The sequence below is a fragment of the Nitrobacter sp. MLSD-S21 genome, assembly GCF_058809865.1.
On sequence record NZ_JBXASZ010000012.1, the window covers coordinates 25127 to 45971 of the forward strand.

The 20845-nt window shown below is 57.9% G+C and carries 26 protein-coding genes and 1 pseudogene; 14 read left to right on the forward strand and 13 right to left on the reverse strand.

Going from position 1 to position 20845, the window contains the following annotated elements; all coding sequences use genetic code 11:
- Positions 1–225: 225 nt before the first annotated feature.
- Entirely contained in the window at positions 226–456 is a 231-nt protein-coding gene (locus tag AC1RT6_RS20485; RefSeq protein ID WP_472791444.1) for a hypothetical protein, read from the reverse strand.
- 456 nt (positions 457–912) lie between these two features.
- Between AC1RT6_RS20485 and msrA the strand changes: the two genes are divergently transcribed.
- Positions 913–1452 carry a peptide-methionine (S)-S-oxide reductase MsrA gene (gene msrA, locus AC1RT6_RS20490; protein ID WP_472791445.1) on the forward strand — a complete coding sequence of 180 codons (540 nt, stop codon included), beginning with the start codon at positions 913–915 and terminating at the stop codon, positions 1450–1452.
- A 28-nt stretch (positions 1453–1480) separates the two neighbouring features.
- Here the strand turns inward: msrA and mobA are convergent, their stop codons facing one another.
- A complete protein-coding gene (mobA, locus tag AC1RT6_RS20495; protein ID WP_472791446.1) occupies positions 1481–2137 on the reverse strand; it encodes a molybdenum cofactor guanylyltransferase MobA in 657 nt (218 codons plus the stop codon).
- A 139-nt stretch (positions 2138–2276) separates the two neighbouring features.
- On the opposite strand from mobA, the gene AC1RT6_RS20500 reads away from it, so the two are divergent.
- A complete protein-coding gene (locus tag AC1RT6_RS20500) occupies positions 2277–2570 on the forward strand; it encodes a sulfurtransferase TusA family protein (RefSeq protein ID WP_472791447.1) in 294 nt (97 codons plus the stop codon).
- 70 nt (positions 2571–2640) lie between these two features.
- On the opposite strand, the gene hemE is transcribed toward AC1RT6_RS20500, so the two are convergent.
- Positions 2641–3618, reverse strand: a complete 978-nt coding sequence (gene hemE, locus AC1RT6_RS20505) for a uroporphyrinogen decarboxylase (RefSeq protein ID WP_472791513.1) — start codon at positions 3616–3618, stop codon at positions 2641–2643.
- 170 nt (positions 3619–3788) lie between these two features.
- Positions 3789–4292 (reverse strand): annotated as a pseudogene (gene wrbA / locus AC1RT6_RS20510) (NAD(P)H:quinone oxidoreductase); the annotation flags it as partial.
- 784 nt (positions 4293–5076) lie between these two features.
- Between wrbA and AC1RT6_RS20515 the strand changes: the two are divergent.
- Positions 5077–5607, forward strand: coding sequence for a hypothetical protein (locus AC1RT6_RS20515; protein ID WP_472791448.1), 531 nt, complete (start codon positions 5077–5079; stop codon positions 5605–5607).
- Between the two features lie 414 nt (positions 5608–6021).
- On the forward strand, positions 6022–6162 hold the full coding sequence (locus AC1RT6_RS20520; RefSeq protein WP_472791449.1) for a hypothetical protein: 141 nt from the start codon (positions 6022–6024) through the stop codon (positions 6160–6162).
- Between the two features lie 86 nt (positions 6163–6248).
- Here AC1RT6_RS20520 and AC1RT6_RS20525 read toward each other — a convergent pair whose 3' ends face one another.
- The 3 genes from AC1RT6_RS20525 to AC1RT6_RS20535 form a co-directional block, all read right to left on the reverse strand.
- Complete coding sequence (locus AC1RT6_RS20525) at positions 6249–6689, reverse strand: hypothetical protein (protein WP_472791450.1); 441 nt, start codon at positions 6687–6689, stop codon at positions 6249–6251.
- Between the two features lie 33 nt (positions 6690–6722).
- Positions 6723–6851 (reverse strand): hypothetical protein, encoded by a 129-nt coding sequence (locus AC1RT6_RS20530; RefSeq protein WP_472791451.1) that lies wholly within the window; start codon positions 6849–6851, stop codon positions 6723–6725.
- Between the two features lie 144 nt (positions 6852–6995).
- Positions 6996–7340 (reverse strand): hypothetical protein, encoded by a 345-nt coding sequence (locus AC1RT6_RS20535; protein ID WP_472791452.1) that lies wholly within the window; start codon positions 7338–7340, stop codon positions 6996–6998.
- A gap of 16 nt (positions 7341–7356) precedes the next feature.
- Here AC1RT6_RS20535 and AC1RT6_RS20540 point away from each other — a divergent pair, with 16 nt between their 5' ends.
- The 3 genes from AC1RT6_RS20540 to AC1RT6_RS20550 all read left to right on the forward strand — a co-directional run bounded on the left by AC1RT6_RS20540 (position 7357) and on the right by AC1RT6_RS20550 (position 8749).
- Positions 7357–7494, forward strand: a complete 138-nt coding sequence (locus AC1RT6_RS20540) for a hypothetical protein (RefSeq protein WP_472791453.1) — start codon at positions 7357–7359, stop codon at positions 7492–7494.
- A 65-nt stretch (positions 7495–7559) separates the two neighbouring features.
- Positions 7560–7952, forward strand: a complete 393-nt coding sequence (locus tag AC1RT6_RS20545; protein ID WP_472791454.1) for a hypothetical protein — start codon at positions 7560–7562, stop codon at positions 7950–7952.
- Positions 7953–8029: 77 nt separating this feature from the next.
- Positions 8030–8749, forward strand: a complete 720-nt coding sequence (locus AC1RT6_RS20550; RefSeq protein ID WP_472791455.1) for a hypothetical protein — start codon at positions 8030–8032, stop codon at positions 8747–8749.
- A 431-nt stretch (positions 8750–9180) separates the two neighbouring features.
- Here AC1RT6_RS20550 and AC1RT6_RS20555 read toward each other — a convergent pair whose 3' ends face one another.
- Genes AC1RT6_RS20555 through AC1RT6_RS20575 form a run of 5 tightly spaced genes read right to left on the reverse strand, consistent with a single transcriptional unit; the run spans position 9181 to position 16309 of the window.
- Positions 9181–10218: a PfkB family carbohydrate kinase gene (locus tag AC1RT6_RS20555; RefSeq protein ID WP_472791456.1), complete on the reverse strand. Its 1038-nt coding sequence runs from the start codon at positions 10216–10218 to the stop codon at positions 9181–9183.
- Positions 10215–11339 (reverse strand): hypothetical protein, encoded by a 1125-nt coding sequence (locus tag AC1RT6_RS20560; protein WP_472791457.1) that lies wholly within the window; start codon positions 11337–11339, stop codon positions 10215–10217. The genes AC1RT6_RS20555 and AC1RT6_RS20560 overlap by 4 nt, the downstream gene beginning before the upstream one ends.
- Complete coding sequence (locus AC1RT6_RS20565) at positions 11339–13237, reverse strand: ORC-CDC6 family AAA ATPase (RefSeq protein ID WP_493029637.1); 1899 nt, start codon at positions 13235–13237, stop codon at positions 11339–11341. Before AC1RT6_RS20565 ends, AC1RT6_RS20560 begins: the two co-directional genes overlap by 1 nt.
- 7 nt (positions 13238–13244) lie before the next feature.
- Positions 13245–14381, reverse strand: coding sequence for a phosphoribosyltransferase-like protein (locus AC1RT6_RS20570; RefSeq protein WP_472791459.1), 1137 nt, complete (start codon positions 14379–14381; stop codon positions 13245–13247).
- A complete protein-coding gene (locus AC1RT6_RS20575; protein ID WP_472791460.1) occupies positions 14378–16309 on the reverse strand; it encodes a sucrose-6-phosphate hydrolase in 1932 nt (643 codons plus the stop codon). The genes AC1RT6_RS20570 and AC1RT6_RS20575 overlap by 4 nt, the downstream gene beginning before the upstream one ends.
- Before the next feature lie 344 nt (positions 16310–16653).
- Between AC1RT6_RS20575 and AC1RT6_RS20580 the strand changes: the two genes are divergently transcribed.
- The 3 genes from AC1RT6_RS20580 (at position 16654) to AC1RT6_RS20590 (ending at position 17698) form a co-directional block, all read left to right on the forward strand.
- Complete coding sequence (locus AC1RT6_RS20580; protein WP_472791461.1) at positions 16654–16839, forward strand: Arm DNA-binding domain-containing protein; 186 nt, start codon at positions 16654–16656, stop codon at positions 16837–16839.
- 273 nt (positions 16840–17112) lie between these two features.
- Entirely contained in the window at positions 17113–17484 is a 372-nt protein-coding gene (locus tag AC1RT6_RS20585; protein WP_472791462.1) for a phage integrase central domain-containing protein, read from the forward strand.
- Complete coding sequence (locus AC1RT6_RS20590) at positions 17423–17698, forward strand: tyrosine-type recombinase/integrase (RefSeq protein WP_472791573.1); 276 nt, start codon at positions 17423–17425, stop codon at positions 17696–17698. Before AC1RT6_RS20585 ends, AC1RT6_RS20590 begins: the two co-directional genes overlap by 62 nt.
- Before the next feature lie 131 nt (positions 17699–17829).
- On the opposite strand, the gene AC1RT6_RS20595 is transcribed toward AC1RT6_RS20590, so the two are convergent.
- Positions 17830–18114, reverse strand: a complete 285-nt coding sequence (locus AC1RT6_RS20595) for a hypothetical protein (protein ID WP_472791463.1) — start codon at positions 18112–18114, stop codon at positions 17830–17832.
- Between the two features lie 325 nt (positions 18115–18439).
- On the opposite strand from AC1RT6_RS20595, the gene AC1RT6_RS20600 reads away from it, so the two are divergent.
- From AC1RT6_RS20600 to AC1RT6_RS20615, 4 genes are all read left to right on the forward strand, one after another.
- Complete coding sequence (locus AC1RT6_RS20600) at positions 18440–18718, forward strand: hypothetical protein (RefSeq protein ID WP_493029638.1); 279 nt, start codon at positions 18440–18442, stop codon at positions 18716–18718.
- A gap of 405 nt (positions 18719–19123) precedes the next feature.
- Positions 19124–19444: a hypothetical protein gene (locus AC1RT6_RS20605; RefSeq protein ID WP_472791465.1), complete on the forward strand. Its 321-nt coding sequence runs from the start codon at positions 19124–19126 to the stop codon at positions 19442–19444.
- Between the two features lie 39 nt (positions 19445–19483).
- The gene (locus AC1RT6_RS20610) at positions 19484–19642 is read left to right on the forward strand and encodes a hypothetical protein (RefSeq protein WP_493029639.1); all 159 of its coding nucleotides are present in this window, start codon (positions 19484–19486) and stop codon (positions 19640–19642) included.
- A 587-nt stretch (positions 19643–20229) separates the two neighbouring features.
- Complete coding sequence (locus AC1RT6_RS20615; protein ID WP_472791466.1) at positions 20230–20688, forward strand: protein phosphatase 2C domain-containing protein; 459 nt, start codon at positions 20230–20232, stop codon at positions 20686–20688.
- The last annotated feature ends 157 nt before the right edge of the window (positions 20689–20845 follow it).

Consider the following 20845-nt stretch of genomic DNA (forward strand, 5'->3'; position numbering starts at 1 on the left):
ATCCTGGCAAGCGCGCAAAGGAGGGAACGGAAAAAACCGTTCCTCGAAGACTCGGCCTTCCGTCACGAGACTCGGGTAGGTGCGGCATTGCCCAAACGTGGCAAGCATTGGGCAATGCACGAGCGAGGCATTCCGTCGAGGCCGATTGTGAAAGACCTCGCCCGGAAATACAGAACGAAACGCTGGCCTAGAAGCGGAGATTATCCGTTCAACGGACGCTGGGCACTACAGTTGCTCTGCGATCTGATTCAGCAGCTTCTTGGCTTCTTGGCGGGCAAGTTTTTCATACTGGAGAAAGTTGATTCTTTCGCCGTTTTCGAGAAGAACCTCGAGGTGCACGGTCTGTCTGATGTCGGTTTCGGTATTCACGACCTCGATTAACAGTCTGCCCCACAGCTTTCCCAAAGGGGCGTGATCGTCCAAGGCAAACTTCGTTTCGTCCAGCTTGATCGGCATCCCAGTCCTCATCTTGTAATTTGAAAAATAATAGGTCTCGAGAACCCTCCGAATAGCTTGGTACTGTGCTGTGATGCAACTGGGGAATCCGGGTTGCGAGGATAGCTTGAATGTGCGATGGGCAGGATAGCCTGTCCGCCGCCGTTTTGTGGTGCGCGTTGCGGTGGCTCTCAGCCCTCCCGCCTCCATTGTGACGCGCAAGACCGCCCTTAAGTAAACTGACGGAAGCTGCAATTCCGGACACCAAGTCGCCGCCGCAGTGAGCGGCTTGATCGCCGGCTGCCCCATATCCAGATCAGGTGAAACGTGCTTGGCGGTTGATGGTACCGGCCAATGTCCCGAATCCGAAGTTTGCTAGGAAGGCGCGCGCCGTGAGGCGAGTTTCGGATTTGAAAGGATGCGTACCCCGGGTAGAGTTTCGGGACGATACCAGGAGCAGCAGGGAGAAAGACGGATATGACGGTTTCCACGGAACGCGCGGTTCTTGCCGGCGGCTGCTTCTGGGGTATGCAGGCCTTGTTGCGCCGATATACAGGCGTGATTTCGACCCGGGTCGGCTACACTGGCGGCGACGTGCCGAATGCCACATATCGCAACCACGGCGATCATGCCGAGGCCATCGAAATAAACTTCGATCCGAAAGTGATCAGCTTCCGGCAACTGCTGGAGTTCTTTTTCCAGATTCATGATCCCAGCACGGAGGATCGTCAGGGTTACGATCAGGGCGCGAGCTACCGTTCGGCCATCTTCTACACGAGCGACGAGCAGAAGCGGATCGCGGAAGAAACCATCGCCGATGTCGATGCGTCCGGTCTTTGGCCTGGCTATGTTGTCACCGAGGTTGAGCCGGCCGGACCGTTCTGGGAAGCCGAGGCCGAGCATCAGGATTATCTGGAGCGTTTTCCGAACGGCTACACCTGCCATTTCATCCGGCCGAACTGGAAGCTGCCGCGCAGGCAGGAGACCAGTCAGGCTAGGGCCAGCGGAGACCGCTGAGGGTGAAAACCTCCGGTTTGCGGCGATCTCATGCGGCAGTGGCGTCCAGCTCCACGAGCCGCTCGGCTTCGGCAAGATCGTCGGTGGTATTGATATTGAAGAACGGATCGAACGGCGCGGTCGGCCATGAAACCGCGGCAAGCCGGTAGCGTGCGGTCCAGCGATCGACCTTTCTGACGCCTTCGGATGTCAGCGCCTGATGCAGTTCGTCGCGCAGCCTCACATTCCACAGTCCGATCACCGGATGCGCCCGCTCGTCCGAAACGGCGACCGCAAGTTCGGCATCATGTTCCCCCCGCGCGTCATGCAGCCGAGCCACCAGATCGCGTGGCAGGAATGGGCAATCGCCCGGGGTGCTTACGATCCATTGGATGCCCGATCGCTGCTCCGCTGCCCAGTCGAGAGCGGCGAGGATTCCAGCGAGCGGCCCGGGAAAATCCGCCACGCTATCGGCGACCACTGGCAGGCCGAACGCCGCAAACCGAGCGGGATTGCCATTGGCGTTGAGGATGAGACCACAGCATTGGGGTGCTAGTCGCGCGATGACGCGGTTCAGGATGGTCTGTCCGCCGATTTCGCGCATCGGCTTGTCGCCGCCCCCGATGCGCCGCGCAAGCCCGCCGGCGAGAATGACGGCCGGAGTTGGTGGATAGTCTGAAGGAGAGGCTGCGTCGGTACTGGTCATGGGGGCATCCGGTGCGCAAGACAATAGGACGTGATCAGCCGGAAAACATCCCCCGAAACGGAACAGGATTGGAGCCAATGTAAGACGGACGTGCAGTCCCCCGGTTGACGGTCGCATCGGGATTCGCCATGTTTGCCCCATGCTGATATCGAAACTCGATCTCACCGGGCTGAAGTGCCCGATGCCGGCGCTCAAGACCCGTAAGGCGTTGAAATCGTTGACGCCTGGCGAGCGGCTTGAGGTGCACTGCACCGACCCGCTCTCGGTGATCGATATTCCGAACCTGATCCGGGAGACCGGCGATTCCGTGGAAATCACCGAACGCGCGGAAAGACGGATCGTTTTCCTCATCAAAAAAGCGGGAGCGTCCTCGTTGCTGGAGGACCGCTTCGGATCGTTGTCGCTGCGGTCCTTGTGCCCCTATACGAAGTGACGGCCATTCGGCGGCCCAACCCACAGCCGACGGGTCAGACGGTTCGGCCCGCGACAAACAGTGGCAAAGTCTATTCGCGCCCGTCGCTCCCGCGTACGCGGCGGATCATCTGTTCGACATGCGGGATCGGCGTTTCCGGTTGAATGCCGTGGCCGAGGTTGAAGATCAGCCGGCCAGCGGCAAAATTCGTCAGCACGTCATCGACCGCGCGATCGAGCGCCGCGCCACCGGCGATCAGCGCCAACGGATCGAGATTGCCCTGAACGGCGACGCGGCTCTGGACCTTGTCCCGGATCAATGATGGCTCTGCGGCCCAGTCGATGCTGACAGCGTCGACGCCGGTCGTCTCGATATAGGATGGCAATAGAGCGCCGGCGCCGCGGGGAAAGCCGATAATCTTTGCGTCCGGAACTCGCTTGCGTACCCCTGCGACAATGCGTTTGGTGGGTTCGATCGACCAGCGCGCGAATTCGCGCGGCGGCAGCACCCCCGCCCAGGTGTCGAAAATTTGCAGCGCATCCGCGCCGGCCTTGAGCTGGCCGAGCAGATAATGGATCGAGTTATCGACGATGGCGTCGATGATTTTTGCGAAGACGTCGGGGTGGCGATAGGCCATCATCCGCGCCGGCGCCTGATCGGACGTGCCCTGTCCGGCGACCATGTAGGTCGCGACCGTCCACGGTGCGCCACAGAAACCGATCAGCGCTGTTTTTGAATCGAGCTCGCGCTTGACGCGCCGCAGCGCCTCGAACACCGGCTCGAGTTTCGTCATGTCGGCTTCGCGCGCAAGCGTTGCGACCTTGTCCGGCGTATCCAGCGGATCGAGCCGCGGGCCTTCGCCCACCTCGAAGCGCACCGAGCGCCCGAGCGCGTAGGGAATGACGAGAATGTCGGAGAAGATGATCGCCGCGTCGAATGCGAAACGGCGGATTGGCTGCAACGTTACTTCGGCCGCGAATTCCGGCGTGAAGCAAAGATCGAGAAAGCCGCCGGCTTTGGCGCGCAGCTCGCGATATTCCGGCAGGTAGCGGCCCGCCTGCCGCATCATCCAGATCGGCGGCACGGCCTGACGGCGGCCCGAAAGCACTTCGAGAAATGGCTTGATGGTCGAATTCTGGTCCAAGGCGTGTTCCGTGAGTGGGTTGTGTTTCCGGGGTCTGATACACGACCGGCAGGGTCTTGGCCACGGCAGCCGCAACCCTTCGGCTTGCGGCGATCTCAGCCATGCAGTTTCGTAGCCGTCTCGGCGATCATCCTGCCTTGATAGCGCGCGCCTGCGAGTTCGTTCGTGCTCGGCTGGCGGCTGTGTCGGCGATGGTGGTTGCGCCGTAGGGCGTGCCACCAGTAACCTCCTTGACGCCCATCTGGCCTGCGAAGCCGTAATTGAGACCCACGATCGTCATGCCGAAGTGCAGAAGGTTAAAAAACAGGGTGGTCTCCTGGCCGCCATGCTGGGTCGCGCTTGACGAGAATGCGCCGCCGACCTTACCGTGCAACGCGCCCTTGGCCCATAGGCCGCCGGCTTGCCATTTGCGATGACATCCGTCCGAACCGCGTGCCGGCGCCGACGATAATCGCGTCATAATTGATGAGGTCATCGATCCTCGCCAGCGGCGCAGCCTGATCGAGCTCTAAGTGTTTTGCCCTCGCAACGGCTTCGGGCACGAGTTCGGGTACCCGCTTGACATCGACGGTGGCTCCAGCCTCTCGGGCGCCGCCCGCGAAATCGGGATACCTGAAATCATGGCGGCGAAGCCGACCAGCCTACGATGGATGGGGTCCGAAAATGGACAGAAACACTAAACGACGCGCTCGCAAATAATGATCACGCGGCGGTTAAATCTTAGTTCATGCGATTTCAGAATTCGGCGGTATACAAGCCTCAGTCAGTACTGAGGCCCGTACCCGAACTCATGCGGTCGCGCTCGCGGCGGAAAGAATAAGACCTATTCACACGATATAGACAGGCAAGACAGTAAAACTGTTGTTGTTGGGTATTAATAGACTTCGGGCGACGCGCTGTCCTGACTTTTTTACCGCAATGAGGCGAGGCACGCGGAGATGACTATGTTTTGGTTTTACGCCGACCCCGCTGGCTGAAGTGGTGCCGGAAATAGGAGAGATCCGGGCGTACTCGGCGGGCTGACCGATCACGGCATCCTCTATGGCGCTCAGGTTGTGTGAGGGCGTCCGGCGGCGAGGGAGACTAAATCTATAGGTATCGCCCTCATTCGGAGCAGTTCGCTGGACTTCGATAAACGGCTACGTACATCGGACGTCGCGTGCGGTCATCCCTATTCGCATAAAGCTTCGCGCAAGTCTGGGCCGGAGTATGGGCGAAAACGTTCGATGAAAGGTTGGGGTCGGTTAAGGAAAAATGAGTATCGCGAGCGATTTTCGTCGTTTAGATTTGAAGGAGCAAACATGGACCTTCCACCACGAGATTTCGTGGCATTGTTCAAGAAGGAAAAAATCTACGATGAAATTCGTAACAAGCTGAAGCCGCATGAACGGCCGGACGATGCAAAGTTACCTCACCCGTTACAACGGTTCTTCGGTTGCTTTGTCGGGTTTTATCCGTGCCGCCAATACAACGATACGAGTCGTAATGTCATCGGCTTTGACATTTTCAATATTTCGCCGAGAAGCTGAGCTGTTGCAGTCACCATTAGATTTCGACGATAACGAGGCTTATGGGACGGTCCGCGTTATCCATGACGCAGTAGAAATAATGGTCGAATACAACAATGAGAAGGATCCGAATACGTGCTACTTGTCATCCTTGCCGAGGTCGGAGATCATTAACTCGCTGCTCGCCACCTGCATGGACATCACTTATCCGGATCGGCTTGTTTCGACTTGTTCTGCCCTTTTCGTGAGAATAGAAAAAGATCGGCTGCCAACGAATTCAGAAGAAATGGTGATCATGTTCGGGCAAGATAGCGAGGTATATAGTTATCTTAGGTCGGTTTTTGAAAAGGCCACAAATTACAATCCCGCGACGCTCCATGATATTGGAAGATCAAATAGACATTGATACCGAGGGCGTGATCAACAAGGCTATGGAAGCATTTTGGCGGGATTTGAAAATCCCGCCACTAGTTCCGCTGCTACTCTGACTTTTCCTCGGGCGGCCACGGGTCGGGCAGTCCAAGCATGTCAGCAAGGCGGTCCCTTCGACGGACGAGAACTCGCCTTCTTCGTTCAATTTGTGACTCGGCAGCGGGAAGACGTCATCCGGCAACGGATGAGTGGTCCACGGATGGCGCACGATGAGAGGTTACCACGATCATTCCGCAAATCCCAAAGATGGGGTCGCGGAAGCAGTCGCTGCGCTGACATTTGGATGCCGAATGCTGTCCGGTGCGCCCCAATAGCCGTTATTGCGGCATTTCTCTTCGATCTGGTTAGTCCCGTCCGGGAAAACAGTCGCCACTGGATCTACCGTCCCATGAACGGCTTCGAGCAGATGCTCGATATTCCGGTCCCCGCCGACCAGTTCGCCTTTACAGTCGACGCCAGCAATAATGTACGGATGCGCGAAGTCGCCGTAACGGCCGCCCTTCTTTTTCAGGGCCGCCCGGATTTCTGAATCCGCTTTGAGCTAACACATATCGCCCATCGCGCTTCCAATGGAGCGTTCGACAACGACGTCCTTTTTGAAACCGTCGATCAGCGTCAATTCGATTTGCCAGTCATCAGCGGCGAAGATCTTGCTCGGCGTGACCTCCGCGTGTCTTGCGCGGTCTCAGTCGCCCACTTCTCGATCTGGGTGGACAACTTGTTCAGGTTCGGGCTTGAAACCCCGCGGGCAACCGCGTCGTAGCTCAACCTAAACCCGGCGGGCAGCTTCGTCTTGTCGATTGCGTTGTAGATGGCTGCTTCGCGGTTGCTCATACCGATTGCTTCGAGGCTCGGACCGAAGGTCGTCACTTCGAGAAAAGCCACAGGCGTGTCGTCCTGGCCTTTAATGAGACAGTCCGGTTTGCGGGTCGAATGGAGCGAAGCCGGGTGAATTTCGACCTTATATCCCTGCTTGAACAGCGCAGCGTGCATCGTCACTTCTGCAAGCGCGGCCTGATAGTAGACGCTATCGCTATCCTTCATGCGAGCGATCATTTCCGTCTGCTCAGCCTCAGAAAACTCAGCGATTCAACCGTTTACCAATTGACGGTAAGTCTCCATTTCCGACCAAGCACAAGAATCATAGAATGCAAAATCGGTTTCGCCCTGCTTCTTCGGCTCTTGCCGCGCTCGCTCCTTGTCTTCGAACAGTTTCATGGACCGACCTTTCATGAGCCAAGGCGGCTCTTCCTGCTATCTCGCATCGGGATAAGCTTTATGACGCGGAACTTCCAGCGCCGTAGGCAGAAACCACTCGCGCCAGACGTCTTCGTGGGTCTTCGGCAATAGGGAAAGCTGCTCTCATAATTCGAAGACGTCTAGTTTCTCAAAGTCCTCGGCCGTTTCTTCAGGATCGAAACCAGCCGGGAGCTTTGTGGGCAATTTCATGATGCCGGGTTGTCCGGTATCGAAGAAGCGCCGCAGCCCTGCTGCGTCGTATGGAATCAACCCGCAAATCTTCGGATCATCCCAGAAGTCGTATGTGATGATCCGTTTCGCAAAGAGCTCAGTAAGCTCTCGCCAGTCGCCATGTTTTGCCCAACCAAAGCGATAAGAGCGTCGCAACGGCGAGCATGACAACATTACAAGCCAGCGCGATTGGAGCACGCCCGCGCATACGCCGCTGCGTCTGATGCCCCACAACACGTAATGGAATAAGTCCGTGACCGTCGCGACGCCGAGCGCCGCGTGTCCGAGCGGCTATCGCTACGTCGTCTCGTCTTCGCGGGCACCGCTCGCCCGGGTCTTCGCCTTGACCCACGCCTTCGTAAGCATCAAAGTGATTGAAAAAGTTCGCTGATACGCTGGGTCTGACCCAGAGTTTTTTGAATCCTCCCCGGGAGACGGCGGGGTTGATGAGGGACGATGGGTTGGGGCAAATTGATAAGGGATCGAGTATATCAATCACCCGGGATTAAGACGGCAATCTCCATCGTCACTTCGGTGCTGGGCGGCATATTTACGAATACATTCGTTACAGAAATAACGACGCCCAAAGGGATCGACTGGGCTTTGTTCTACGGTACATTTTCCTTTTGGGCCATCTTGGTTGTGTGCCTGGTCACATTTCTGTTCCACCGTTTCTTGCACTCCTACGAAACGGAGGTCAGCGCCTTTATGGATACTGAATTCTGCTTGGCGTATGCCCGGAGCCAATTGATACCGGCGCAGGTCCAAGCGTCCATTCAGGCCATTAGCAGCGGCGATACCCAAAAGTTCAAAGAGGCGATGAAGACGATAAAGGACGCGCTAAAATGAGGTACCTCGTAACACCCTCATTCAGCGAAAAGGTCACGCGTACCGGCCCGCACGTGCTTGCGGGAATCGGCGCTGCCTTGAAGCTCGTCGAGAGCGCAACGCGTGAACAACTCATCGCTCAAATTGAGCCGCTACTTGGAAGTGAAGCGGATGTGTACCTTCTAAAAGGTTCAGAGTTCCAGATACTGCTGAGCTTCGGCTCTGATAGTGAAGGCGAATATGCGTTGTTGGTCGATTTGATCGTGCAGAGCGGCGAGCCGCTGCGCCCTCTACCATCGCGCGACCCACGCCAAAACATGATGATCGATCCTAACCGCAACACGATGATTGATCCTCGCCGCAATATGATGATTGACCCGCAGCGCAATATGATGGTCGATCCCAACCGCAACATGATGATTGATCCCCGCCGAAACATGGTGATCGATCCTAACCGCAACATGATGATCGATCCTAACCGCAACATGATGATCGATCCTCGCCGAAATTCCCTAATCGATCCTCGCCGAAATTCGTTGATAGACCCACGTCGAAATACCCTATTGGACGGGCCCTACGTTCACGACGTGAGTGGTGCTGTGCTAGGCTTCATAGTTCGTGCCAGTGACAAAGTAGCTCTCCTCTTCGATCAGCGCGCAAAATATATCGGTCCACTCATTCCGGCTGGCGATAACTACAATCTGTTCGATAGTGCCGGACGCTTTATTGGGTTTTTCGTCCCAAACGGTAGCGAGGGCTTCAACCGATTCGACGTGTCTGGCCGTTGGAATGGTTACGTTGTTGGCGAAATCCTGTGAGAGACTACCACGCAGCCATCAAAACATACTTACATCAAGGGCCGAACCGCTTGCTCGGGTCATCGCCACTTTGGCAAAAAGGGCAGCGCAATTGGCCGTGGCGGTAAAGTAGCTAACCGCGATGCCGCTATCCGAGACCGCGCGGCACTTGGAGCCGAGCGTACTGGCGGAATACGCTTCGCGCTTGCGCGGAGTTTCTACGCGGAATGTCCAGTGCTGATGGGTCGCGACTTGCGATGTGCCGCCTGACCTGTCTAGTTCGAATTGCTTGGCATCGACGTGCCAGAGCGAATGTAAAACCCCGCGAGCGTTCGCTCCAATTCGTTCGCAACCTTATTCAATATGGGCTTGAGTATGGTCGCAAGTGTTCGACAGAGTTTTCCGTCCAGGAAACGCTGCAGTGCTGGAAAGGCTAACGGCGACTGTCCAGACTAATGAGGCGGACATGCCGGACAAGCAACGGCCGTTAAAGCACGCCTCTTGCGCAGCTTGGGCAGAGCGTATTCTTCGCCTTCCAGCAAGGCCGTGATCTGCCGGTCAAATGCCCTGCGGTCCACCGCGTACATTCCGCCACGTGCACCTTCAAACCCACAATTCCAGGCGGCCAGCGCCTGGCCGTAGCGCAATGCTTCACGAATGCCGGCCGCGCCAGCCGCGAGAAAGCCGGCAAGACCATCTTCGGCGACCATAGACAGTATGCCGGCTGTGCACCAATCGCCAGAGCCGCATGTATCGGCCAAAACTGGTGCTTTCACCACGTCCGAATGGTGCCAAGTCGAGAATTGCTTGGCGAGCCGGTGCCGGTAGCGCAACCCCTTGTGACCTAAGGTTTGGACTTCCAGACGCACCGAGGGGCTGTTTTCGATCAGCTTGCCAAAACTGTCGAGCCGTTGGTCGGCATATTTGATGACATGGGCGAGCTTCAGCGCGTCACTAAGCAACTTTTCATCGGACTTGGCCGAAGGCTCGAAGAACACTAAGGCGCCCTTCTTTGCCGCCTCTTTTGCGAGAACCAATGCGCTTGGTGAGAGTCTGTCCATAAAGAAGACCGAGGCATTCGTCAGGTCAGGTAGGATTTTTTCGACCGCGTTCAGAGTGACGGCTTTATAAGCCGGCAGCCATTGCCCACAGCGGGGACAAGCCCATGAAAAACGATGACGTGGCACACCATCGCGCCCGCGTTTGATCTGCTGGACAATGATTGGCGAGTGAGAAGTAGGACTGCAGCCAGCGAACTTAAGTTGCACGCCCCATTTGCGCATGTCGGCCCTTACGCGCTGCGAAGCCGGGTCGCCATTCATCCGAGCAATGGGGTAAGACTCCCAACCTAGATACGCCATTATGGACAACACGTTGCCACAGGTTCCGCCCGCCCAGGCGCGAACTGAACTCTGCTCGTCGGCGCCCACTACCAAATCCAATGCGATAAGACCGGTCCCAAATATCTTTGGTTTGCTCGATGTTGTCATGACACGCTCGTGGGTTGCCCGCTCAGAGGTGGCCTCGGTTGAGGATACACATCCCCTTCTAGCCATATGTGTATAAGATTTGCCCTACTGTCAGGGCCGGGACATGACACTTCCTCGTCTAGTTCGTAATTTAATGATTCCAGATATGCCACAGGAAGCTCTCTTTCGAGGGCCGCCATCAAGGCGCCGAGAGCCATCACCTTACTTCCCAACGGCGACAAGACCAGCATCGATCCGCCGGCGCCTGCGAAAACCGGCTTCCGCAGGTCATCCAGTCTCAAGATCGTACGATAAAGATCCAACGGGTCTTCTTCAGCTGCAAAAACGATATCGCGACTATCTACAGACCAACTTTCCTCAAGTTCCGTCAGAAATTCCTCCGCCAAACGATCTCCCAAGCGAGGCTGACTGGCCGGAAAAGGCAAAATGGGACAAGTATCATTCGGTGACACGAAGGTATGCAGCCGATTCAAGACCCCGCGACGGCCGGTGGCTAGTTGCGGCAACCAGAGCTTGGCGGCGCCGGCCGCTTCGTCCAAAGTGGAGCGGCCCTTGAAGCCATGCACATAGCTTGGAGTGTCGCTGGGTGTGGACTTGATCTGACCATCTAGGGCTGCGTCGTGTGCAACAAACAGGTGCAGGTTGGCTGTTAGTTTCTTTCGCTCGATGCACTGGGTCAGATAGCCCACCAAGGGATAACTAGTTCCGACCGAAAGCGCGCTGGCGTCCACTACGACATCGGTGACATCCGCCAGCTTACACTTGTTCAAGCCGTTGACGACATTGCGGCCGCCAATTACGGCGCCATCGCTACCGAAAACCTCGATTTCTTGTATCTCGTGTGCCGGAATGAGTTTCGAGAGCTCGGAAATGTTGGCTTCGGCGCGCCCAAGCAAAATCGGGTTCGGGTTTGGCCGGTTTTCCCGGAGAAAGATAGCCCGAAGGTTGGCGCCAAGGGTTGGCGCCAAGAGCTGGGCCACGACCGTAGTGCGGGGATCAAAGCCTGCTCCCGCGATCAACACCACCTTCCTGTCTGTTTGCGCGAAGTAGCCGGCGATGAACGCTTCCGCCTCATTTGCGGTGTGCGAAATACACGGATCCCAGCGCGACTTTCGTTCCATCAACGCTCCCCCACTAACCGCTGAAGATCGGGGATGCGGCGTTCCAGAAAGCCGCCCCGCTTGAGGGTCAGGCCATGGTGCAGCAACAAGATGCCGCCGAGTTCGATCAGACACCAGACGCGCTTCTTCGTGCGGTGCCCGGTGATCAGCGTAAAGGCATTATAGGCGATGCCGAACTGCAACACGCGCGCCAGGTCCGGATACTTCTTCGGGATCGTATTGAAATCTTCTTGAGGGATGCCAAAGGCCGACGCACCACCCTTGAGAGAGGCATTCCCCTCCATGCTTTTCGTAAGGCATTCCCTGGCAATGCCTTCCGCAAGGCGGCGCACCAACTGATGCTGAGGGAAATCCCACTCTTTTATAATCTCACCGGCCCGCTCTCGCAGCAGCTTATTTTGCACTGTGGCGGTGAGCGTGGCAGGATTTGTACGGATCAACTGAGTTTCTGACTGCGCAACTAATCGCGACGCCAACTGCAGGAATTGCTCGGCATTCTCCGAGCTCGCGTCACATAGCATGTCGATGCCGTAAAAATAGGGGCGCTGGTAGTCATGTAAGAGATGGATTCTGGCTCCATCCGCGATCCCGGCATCCGCCGTGATTGGACGGTTGGGATCGCTGTCCTCCTCGCCTTCTTCAAAAAGCCCGCGCTGGGGAATGCGATTCCAATAGCGCTCGAAGAAGATCGCCAGCATCGCCAACCGCAGATCGTCACCCGCGTCCTCGGCATTGGGCAGGTAGTCTTCAACCTCCTTCTCCATCACTGCTCGTCGCTCGGCCGCTATCTTGTATTTGCGTTGCAGGTTGTCGACATACTCGGCAAGGTCGTCGCCCTTGCTAGGGCTAATCGGCTCAACCTGTGTGGACAGCAAGTCACCCAGCGACTTCAGGCGCCGCCGGTTGAAGACTTCCATTTGCGATAAGTAACGGTCGGCCATGTCCCTCGCCATCTTCCGGAACGCCAACCGCTGGGCCCATCGGTCGTCATGGCTCTGCATCCAAATATCGGTGATCTCGCGCGTCCGCTTCAGACCCGGTTCATCCCCTTCCTGATCGGAGAGGACATCGGTGGTTGTTAGCGCATCCAGACGCGTGAGGACCCACCGAGCCACACGCATTTCCCTGCGGGTCAGCCAGCGCTGAAGTGCATTCAACTGGCTAGGATGCAGGATGTGGGCGTCGTCGAAAATAACAAGCGGCCGCAACGACAAAAGATCTTCGCTATCCTGAATCTCAAAGGTCTCGATGACATCGAAGGGCCGATACGCCGCCGCCGCGGCACTGTCTATTTCCTCGACGCTCGGCGCGACCAAGGCAGCGGAAATATCGTAGATAGCACTCTCCACCTGGCGCGCCCTTTCCAGCAGAGCCGTGCCGGTTGCACCACCGATAGCAGTCAGGGCCGCTTCTGCGTCGGCCCGCGCAGTGATCTTGACTGCGTGGAGTGCAACACCGGCATTCTCCAAGCTGCGCAGCCAGACCAACATTGTGCGAGCCTGCAGCAAAGCCAGCATGAGCCCGATCCGCAAGTCCTCCGGATAGGGAAACTCCCAGAACTCCCTGTACTCGGTTTCCAGAGAGACGCGGCTTCCCATCACCGCCGGATGGCCGTTCGCAATAGCACCACAGGTTGTCAACGTATCGACCAATGGCTTATAAGTATTGAGGGCGCGATTGCGCAGGAGAGTGCGTAGTGTCGGATACTGAAATAGTCGAGCCAGCGTGGTCTTTCCGCTTCCCGGCGTACCGATTATCATCGCCAGCCGATCGTAGAGTCGGTCCTCTTTTGCGGGCTTCTGAAAAAAGGTCGCCAGCGGCTCTGGTGTGACAACAGCAAGGAATGCTTCGTCTTCTCTGAGATACTCGGTGGCACGCTTTTCAAATGGATTAGCCATGATTGACCTATGAGTGCCGCTGACGGCGGCGGAACAGTGGCCGCATAGCCGGTGCAGACACGTCCGATCCCTCTCGCGGACCGCCAGCAGTTTCAGCCCAGAGTAATGCCACAGCATTGTTCGGCGTGTTGTGTTCTAGGACCAGGGGCAAAGCGCAACCGCCATAGCCCAAGCCGAGATGCATCACACCGCCAACGTCAGTATGCTTGGAACGAATTATGGGATCGTAATACTGCTGCGTTAGCGCGATGAACCCATCGTCGCGGCCCGTCATAAGGGGAAAGTCAGATGGGAAGACGGCTCCAAACGTGCTATCTATCGACTTTGCCCACCACGGAGCATCCAGTTCCGCTTTCACCTGTTTTAAGCGGTCCGTAATGGCCTGCTTCGCCGCGGTCGACGCAAGGTAGTGGTGGATACACAACTGCCAGTCGTCAGCCATCAGGTCCGAGACCTCACCTAAGGCGTTCGCTAGCGAATCTCGGAATCGAACCAGCTTTCCGGTCCATTTCTTCCTTTTGTCGTTGTAGCGGAAGAAGGACGTGCCGGTGCCCGCAAAGTCATCAATAAGATAGATCAATTTGAACCGGGCCGTATCGTCTTTCAGGTCCTCGCGGAGCGAGACCAGGAGGTCTTTCCATTTATCCGGATCGACCTGGGCTGCGATGACCAACTGTTCATTGCTCAAAAGTCCCGCATTGCTGTGGCGGACCCCGTCGATACGGGCACCATCGCTCAGCCCCATGAACAGGGTCTGGCGCCGCAACCGCTCATAGGCCTTGCGTCCGTCTCCGTCCACCAATAACCGGTACCACGGGATCTGGCGCTCCGCAGCGATCATCCGATTCAGCCGGTCGCGCACCGTTCGCGGGTAAAACTGCTCGACCAAGCGCTGCAACTCCGCCGGTCCGACATAGGTCAAGGTATGGCGCACGAAGCCAAAAGCGGTTTCTCGCTCTTCCGGCTTGAACTGCTGCAACCAGACCGAAAGGCTTTCCAGAAACCGCATACCCGCCTGAAAATCACGGTAACCGTCATATTTCAGACGCGCCACTAGTCGGAGCCAAGCAAATTCTTTACGTGCGCGTTCATCGTCCCAGTTCATGATCTGACTCAACACTTTGAGGGCCAGATCTTCCTTCATTGAAGTGCCCCCTTGGCGAAGCGTGCACCCTTAACACCGAGCCTGAGACTAGCGAGATATTCGCAGGTGACCGAGATACCGCGCTGGCCGGGAGCGCCCAGATTCCACCCGCTGTCGAGATCGACACTGGTCTCGTCCACACTAAGAGCAAACGGCGTCGCCAAGAGCGTGAAATCGTTGCCAGGCCACTTGCCGCGATCACCGATCGTCAGAACCGCCACGTCCTTGCCAAGCCGCTCGCGCAGCCGCTCCAAAACAGTAAGCTTGGAAACACCAGGCGCAAGAATATCAACGGAATGGCTGGACCGTGTCACGGTCACGCCCGGATAATTTCCGCGCAGAAGTACCTGCTGAGCCAAGTCCCAGAGCCGGCTGTCCGGCAAGGGAAACTCTGGTTCAAGCGTGATCTGCATTTGCCGATTGGTCTGTCGTGCCGACACACGCAACTCGGGATCGGCAGCCAGTCGTCCGGCAAGAGCATGCAGCACCTCCGCGCAGCCGTCGCGACCGTCGGGACAATCATCCATGTCGAGGGGAGCGATCTCCGCGCCGTTGTAATATCCGACCAACACATTCGGCCAATGCTTTTTAGCTAAACTCCTGCGAAGTTCCATACGCACGGACTTGCCGCGCCCGGTCGCGACGCCCAATGTGACGCCGCTCGTGAGCAACCCGTTTAGACCCTCTGCGATACCGTCGGTTACAGGAAGGAAGCGATCCCGGGTATCGACCAGCGTGCCATCATAATCGAACACAATTGCCTGAAAGGTCGACGTGGTGAGACGCCTGCGAAAATCTTTCGCCGCCGCGACCCATTGGCGCAATTCAGCTTCGGGCATGCGCTCTACGTCCCGGCCGGATTTCCGCCTGATCGCCATGGTCAGACGCGGAGAAAGCGTCAACGCCAGTTCGGCGGGCCTAGAACGCGGCAATGGCAAGTGATAGAGCTTGCGGCCAAAGGTCGGCACACCTGGCCCCCCCGGATCAATGCTCCGGGCTCGGCCAACCCACTCCGTCAAGCGCAGCGCTGCCACCAACGACAGAAGCTGAGCGCTCGGGGCGTCACCGGCAAAATCCAATCGCGCTATCGGGACGGTCTTGGGTAATAGCGACAGCGTGCGGTCAGCTAACGCCATATCGTCCTCGCCCACTAGCGCCAATACGGCACTTTCCGCGGCGCGCTTAGCAAGCCAATGGTGGCGGCCATGCGCGAAATTACGATAGTCGGCGAGCTGCACGTTGCCGAGGGCGGCTTCGACGAATTTGGATTCAATGTCGGTAGCGCCTGTGCGCGTTGAAAGCCCGTGCAGAACCAGTAGGGTCGGCCGTTCCCACAGCGGCGCGGTTGCCTTCTGCCACCGGGAAACAATTTTTGAATCTATCGGCAAGGTGGGGCGCACAGCATTTGCCACACCGGTCCAGGTCTTCTTGTCGAGATAGCTGCGCGTCAAAAGCGTGATAAAGCCCAGCAAGGAGTTCGTCGCCAGAAACCCGTCTTTACCGGCGGGTGGCGGGCAAACAATCAGATCGACAAAGGGATGCTCACCGCAGAGTTCTGCGAGCGGACTGTCTTCCCGGCCGCACAAGACCGTGATCTGGCGCGGCTCGCGAGAGATCAGAACCTTCGCGGCGCGGTTTATGTCCACATTGCTGCCGCCGGCGCTCAGCAGCCAATAGCTGCAATCGCTCTCAATTACAGCGTTGGCAACCTCCAACGGGGTGACCACCGTGCCGAGGTGGCGACTGATGCTTTGATGTAGTGCGGCCAACGCTACGGCTGCCGTCAGTGAGCCGCCCGAGCCGACGGCAACCAGCGGACGCGTGCTGGCGGCGGCAACCGCCTTGGCTAGGCGGTCGACGTCAGACTGCTCGGCCCAGGCGAATGTGTCAGCGAGCCGAGACATTTCGAGGTCGTAAGGCTTGGCCATGCCACCGTGGTCCACAGAGGTCGTTCGGAATAGAACAAATAGAGAACATATACACAGATCGCGATTCTACAAGCCGTCTTTAAGCAAAGTATTTTCTAGGGAAAACGCCGATCCGGACCATATCGAGGTGTATCCACATCTTCCTTATACTAACAGGCGAAACTTCAGTGCGCCGCCTTGTGCCCCTGCTTCGCGGGCTTTTGATCTGAGCGGTCCGCCTACAATCGTCCGCGTGCCACTGGCGGTGGGAAGCGCCCCTAGCGACTTTCCAATCCCGTCAACATTGCCGCCCGCCGACTGAACCCTCCCTCTATATGGGCTCGGACACGACGCGGAAGTTTGCGATGGCTCGCATACGAGTGCTGACGGCACTCAAGATCAGACAGAATCTCAAACCGGGAATGTACGCCGACGGGCTTGGCCTCTACCTGAATGTCCGCTCCGGCAATTCCAAGAGTTGGATATTCCGGTATCGCATTCGCGGCAGACTGCGGGACATGGGCCTTGGTCGGTTTCACACGTCTCGCTAGCCGAAGCGCGCGAGAAGGCGGAGGTCTACCGGGTCATGCGCCTCAAAAGTTTTGATCCGTTGGAGGAGCGCCTCAAGGAGCAGCAAGCCAAGACCATCGGTGCGGCTGAGGCCATTACTTTCGAGAAGTGCGCCGAGACTACATCACCAGCCACAAGGCCGGCTGGAAGCTGGCAAACACGCCGACCAATGGAAGGCAACGCTTCAGATCTCTGTCTAGCCTGTCTTCAAGGACAAGCCGGTTGCCACAATTGACGATGCGCTGGTTCTGAAGGTGCTGCGACCGATCTGGAAGGACAAGACCGAGACTGCATCTTGCGTTCGCGGACGGATCGAACGCATCCTCGACTGGGCTCGCGTCATGAAATATCGCACGGGCGATAATCGGGCGCGTTGGAAGGGGCACCTCGATCATCTCTGCCGAAGCGTTCAAAAGTTACGACCATCGTCCATCATGCCGCTCTGCCGACGAGACGCCCGGCTTCATCCAGCTTCTGCGGGAGAAGAGACGGTCGTTGCGCGTGCGTTCGAGTTCTGCATCCTCACGCTACCCGCACTAATGAAACCATGGGCATGCGGGAGGCATGCAGGAACGCCCGCTCAGTTCGATGGCTTTCCTAATGTTGTTGCGGCGTCTTGTACGTAATGACATCACCGCTCACGGTTTTCGCTCGACTTTCCGCGACTGGGCGGCGGAACGAACGGACTTCCCGAACGAAGTGGTCGAAATGGCGCTTGCCCACACCATCAACAACAAGTTTGAGGCCGCTTATCGCCGCGGCGACCTGTTCGACAAGCGCCAGCAGCTTGCCGAGGCATGGAATGCGTTCTGCGCTGGCAATCCACCATCCAAGCCCTGAAACTTTCCCACTCGGAACTCTCGCCCTTCCGCGCATCAAGACTGTGCGCAGCCGTCCGCTCCCGTCCGCCTCGAATCCATATCGGCCCGGAAGTCGAGAACTTGCGGATTTACTATGGAGGGACAGATGCCTCAACAACTCGAAAAGCCTCGGGGCACGATGTCGGTCAATGACTTCGCAACCTGGGCCGGCATCGGACGCACCGCCGCCCGCACATGATCGCGAATGCCGAGGACCTCCCAGGCCACGGTCATATGACCGTTCATTATCACGCCGTACTGATTCATGGCGAACGACAAGCATCGATACAGGCGAGCCGCTTCACCCGTCAGCACGGCGGAGCGCAGCCGACGTTTTCGACCTGCCTCTGCCGCCCGACACACCGCCTTGGGCAACATGAAGGGATTGGCCTTCATCGCCTTTCGCGGGTTCATCGGACGCGACTGAAATGCCGGCGCAGCTAGGGGCACGCGGACAGGCCACGGTGACGACCGTCAGCGCATCCTCTTCATCGAGATCGACACTCGCGCGGAGCAACCGGCACTGCTCCCCGGATCCCAGACAAGCTCAACGGACGAGGTCTGCATGATCCGAGGCCAAGCATTTTACCAATACGGCACTTAGGGCGCGCAGCGGATCACCCGCTGTGGTCGACCAGCTCCGCCGCTACCGATCGACCACACCCCGGCGCTGATCGCCCGCTACCAAGCGGCGTGTCGCGCCATCATGCGGTTAGATGCGATGCGCCGTCACGTGCGTCTGGACGCAGGTGCCCGTGTGCCGCTCCCGCTCGATCCAATGGTGCAGGAAGTTGCCGCCGGCAACGCCGTCCTCACGATCGATCCCAATCCACGCCTGATTGTCTTCGGATTCGATGCCGACCAGAAGAAAGACCAGTTGCAAGTCTTCTTGAAGGCTCTCAAGACCGCCGATCCGAAACTCGCCGTCTACGCGGCCGGTGATCCATCCTCAGCCGGCGGAGCAATTCGGCCGCCCGCGAAGCAGAACCTGCGGCAATAAGGTCACGTCTGAGATTTCTTCGCAAAAGCCCGCAATTTCTCGGGGCCTCATTTGAATCTAGGAGGTTCGACGCTCTCGACGCGATCCCCGTGTCGACCGCGACCATCCTGACGGTTCGAGTTCTAAGAGTGCCGCGTCGTCGGCCGGTCGGAGGATTAAGGCCGCCAACCGCTCTCGACGTAGACCGGATCATAACGGAGATATTTTGACCGACGACAGCACGACAGACGGTGAGGGTTGGTTCTATACCCAAGGCGGGCAGCGCAAAGGGCCTTTCTCGGCTGTTGCGCACGACAGAGGTCGGTCGGCACGCAGCTCAAGGATACCCCGCCGCCCGTCGCCCCAAGCCATCTGAACAATGGCTTCGTCTGGCCACTTGCCTTCGCGCCGATCGCAAATCTATTCATGGATGTCGCCATCCTGCATTATCAACTCACTCGTATCATTCAGTTCCTGGACGGCACTCCCGTCTACGATCCGCCGTATCTGGCTTTCCTGTCGCCGCTCGCCTGGCTCGTTCCGCTTCTGGTGAATGCGGCGCTGTGCTTGACCGGCGCGGCGCAACTCAAGCGCGCCGGCTACAGCTCCGGATGGATGACGTTCTTCGCGCTTCTGTTGGCGCCGGCCTATCTGTTCATGCGCGCACAACGCCTGCGCCAGACGCCGACCTACGTGTTTGTCTGGATTGCATCATTCATCGTCTCGATCATTGGGCGGGTCATGTGACATGCAGTCGGGTTCTCAACCTTCGGACGATCTCGCCCTTTGATCTCGCTCAGCATCGATCCCGACCATCGTGGCTTTCCGCCGCAGTCGCCGAGACGCTGGATCATCCTCGTCATCAATCCAGCTTTCGGCGGCACAATCATCTACTCGGAAGCGCGCTCGTCTGGGCGGGGCGCGCGGCTCACCGGTCGGATCTAGAGCAGTAGCGGCGAATCCGGTCTCAATCTCTTCGTCAACGATGTGAAAAGGGTTCAGGTCGTCGAGCCTCCACTGCTGCCAAAAACTTCCGTCGCTCACAAGCTGGAGCGCCTTCATGGCCTACTTGCCAGAGGCGCGATCTCTCAAGTGGAATGCGCTGACCTAAAGGCCAAGCTGTTGGGCAGCGCTACATCAACATATTTCAAGCGCTGCGCTTACGGCGCCGTATCGCAACCGCCTGCGCTACTCCTGTACGGAGGTCTCTTCCTTCCGAAAGCATGAGAGGTCTGCACATGACCGGCTGGACCATAGCCGCCTTCACCCACCGCGGTCGCGTGCGTCCGGCGAACGGGGACGCCATTGCCATCGGCACTCGCGTCCTGACCGGTGACATGACTCGCCCCTCGTCATGACAGCATCTCGCGATGGCTGCCTCCTGATGGTCGCGGACGGCATGGGCGGCCCCGCGCAAGGCGCGACGGCCAGTCGTGCGGTGCTCGACTATCTGGTTGCACCGTTGACCGGATTTCAGATCTGGAAACGTGTGCGGAAGCGGTCGAAGGTGCCATCAGCATCTGTACAAGCTGATGGAACGCCAGGAAGCGGCGCTCGGCATGGGGACCACATTGGTCGGGGCGTTCCTCACCCCAACAGCGTTGCTCACCTGCAACGTTGGCGACAGTCGCAGTTACCTGTTCAGCGACGGCCGGCTGATCCAGCTGGGTCACTACGATGTTGCCGACGACGGAATCAATCGACCGGGCCAACGCCGATCGCATGCCATCACCCAGGCGCTCGGCGGCTCCTCGTTTCCGATGACCATCGAACCGCGCATCAAAGTCGACACGCCACTCAAGTCCAACGAGGTGTTGCTGCTATGCAGCGACGGACTCACCGACATGGTGGACGACGAGGAGATTGGGCATGTGCTGAGTGTGGCCCTCGATTCGACGGCGCGCGATCTCGCCAGCAAGACCTTTAGCGCGGGGGCGCGAGACAATGTTTCTGTGATCGTCGCAAGAAGCTCGATTGCCCGGCCGCCATGACAGAAGCCGCCGACAATACTTAGAAAGTTCCTTTCACATCACAAAGCGGAATACCCGGAACCTACTGATTAGTATATATCGCCCTCAGTCGCACTAGTTCGCTGGAATTTAAGAAACACTTGCGCCACAGGTGCGAGTTGCCGCGCTCCTTGAGCGC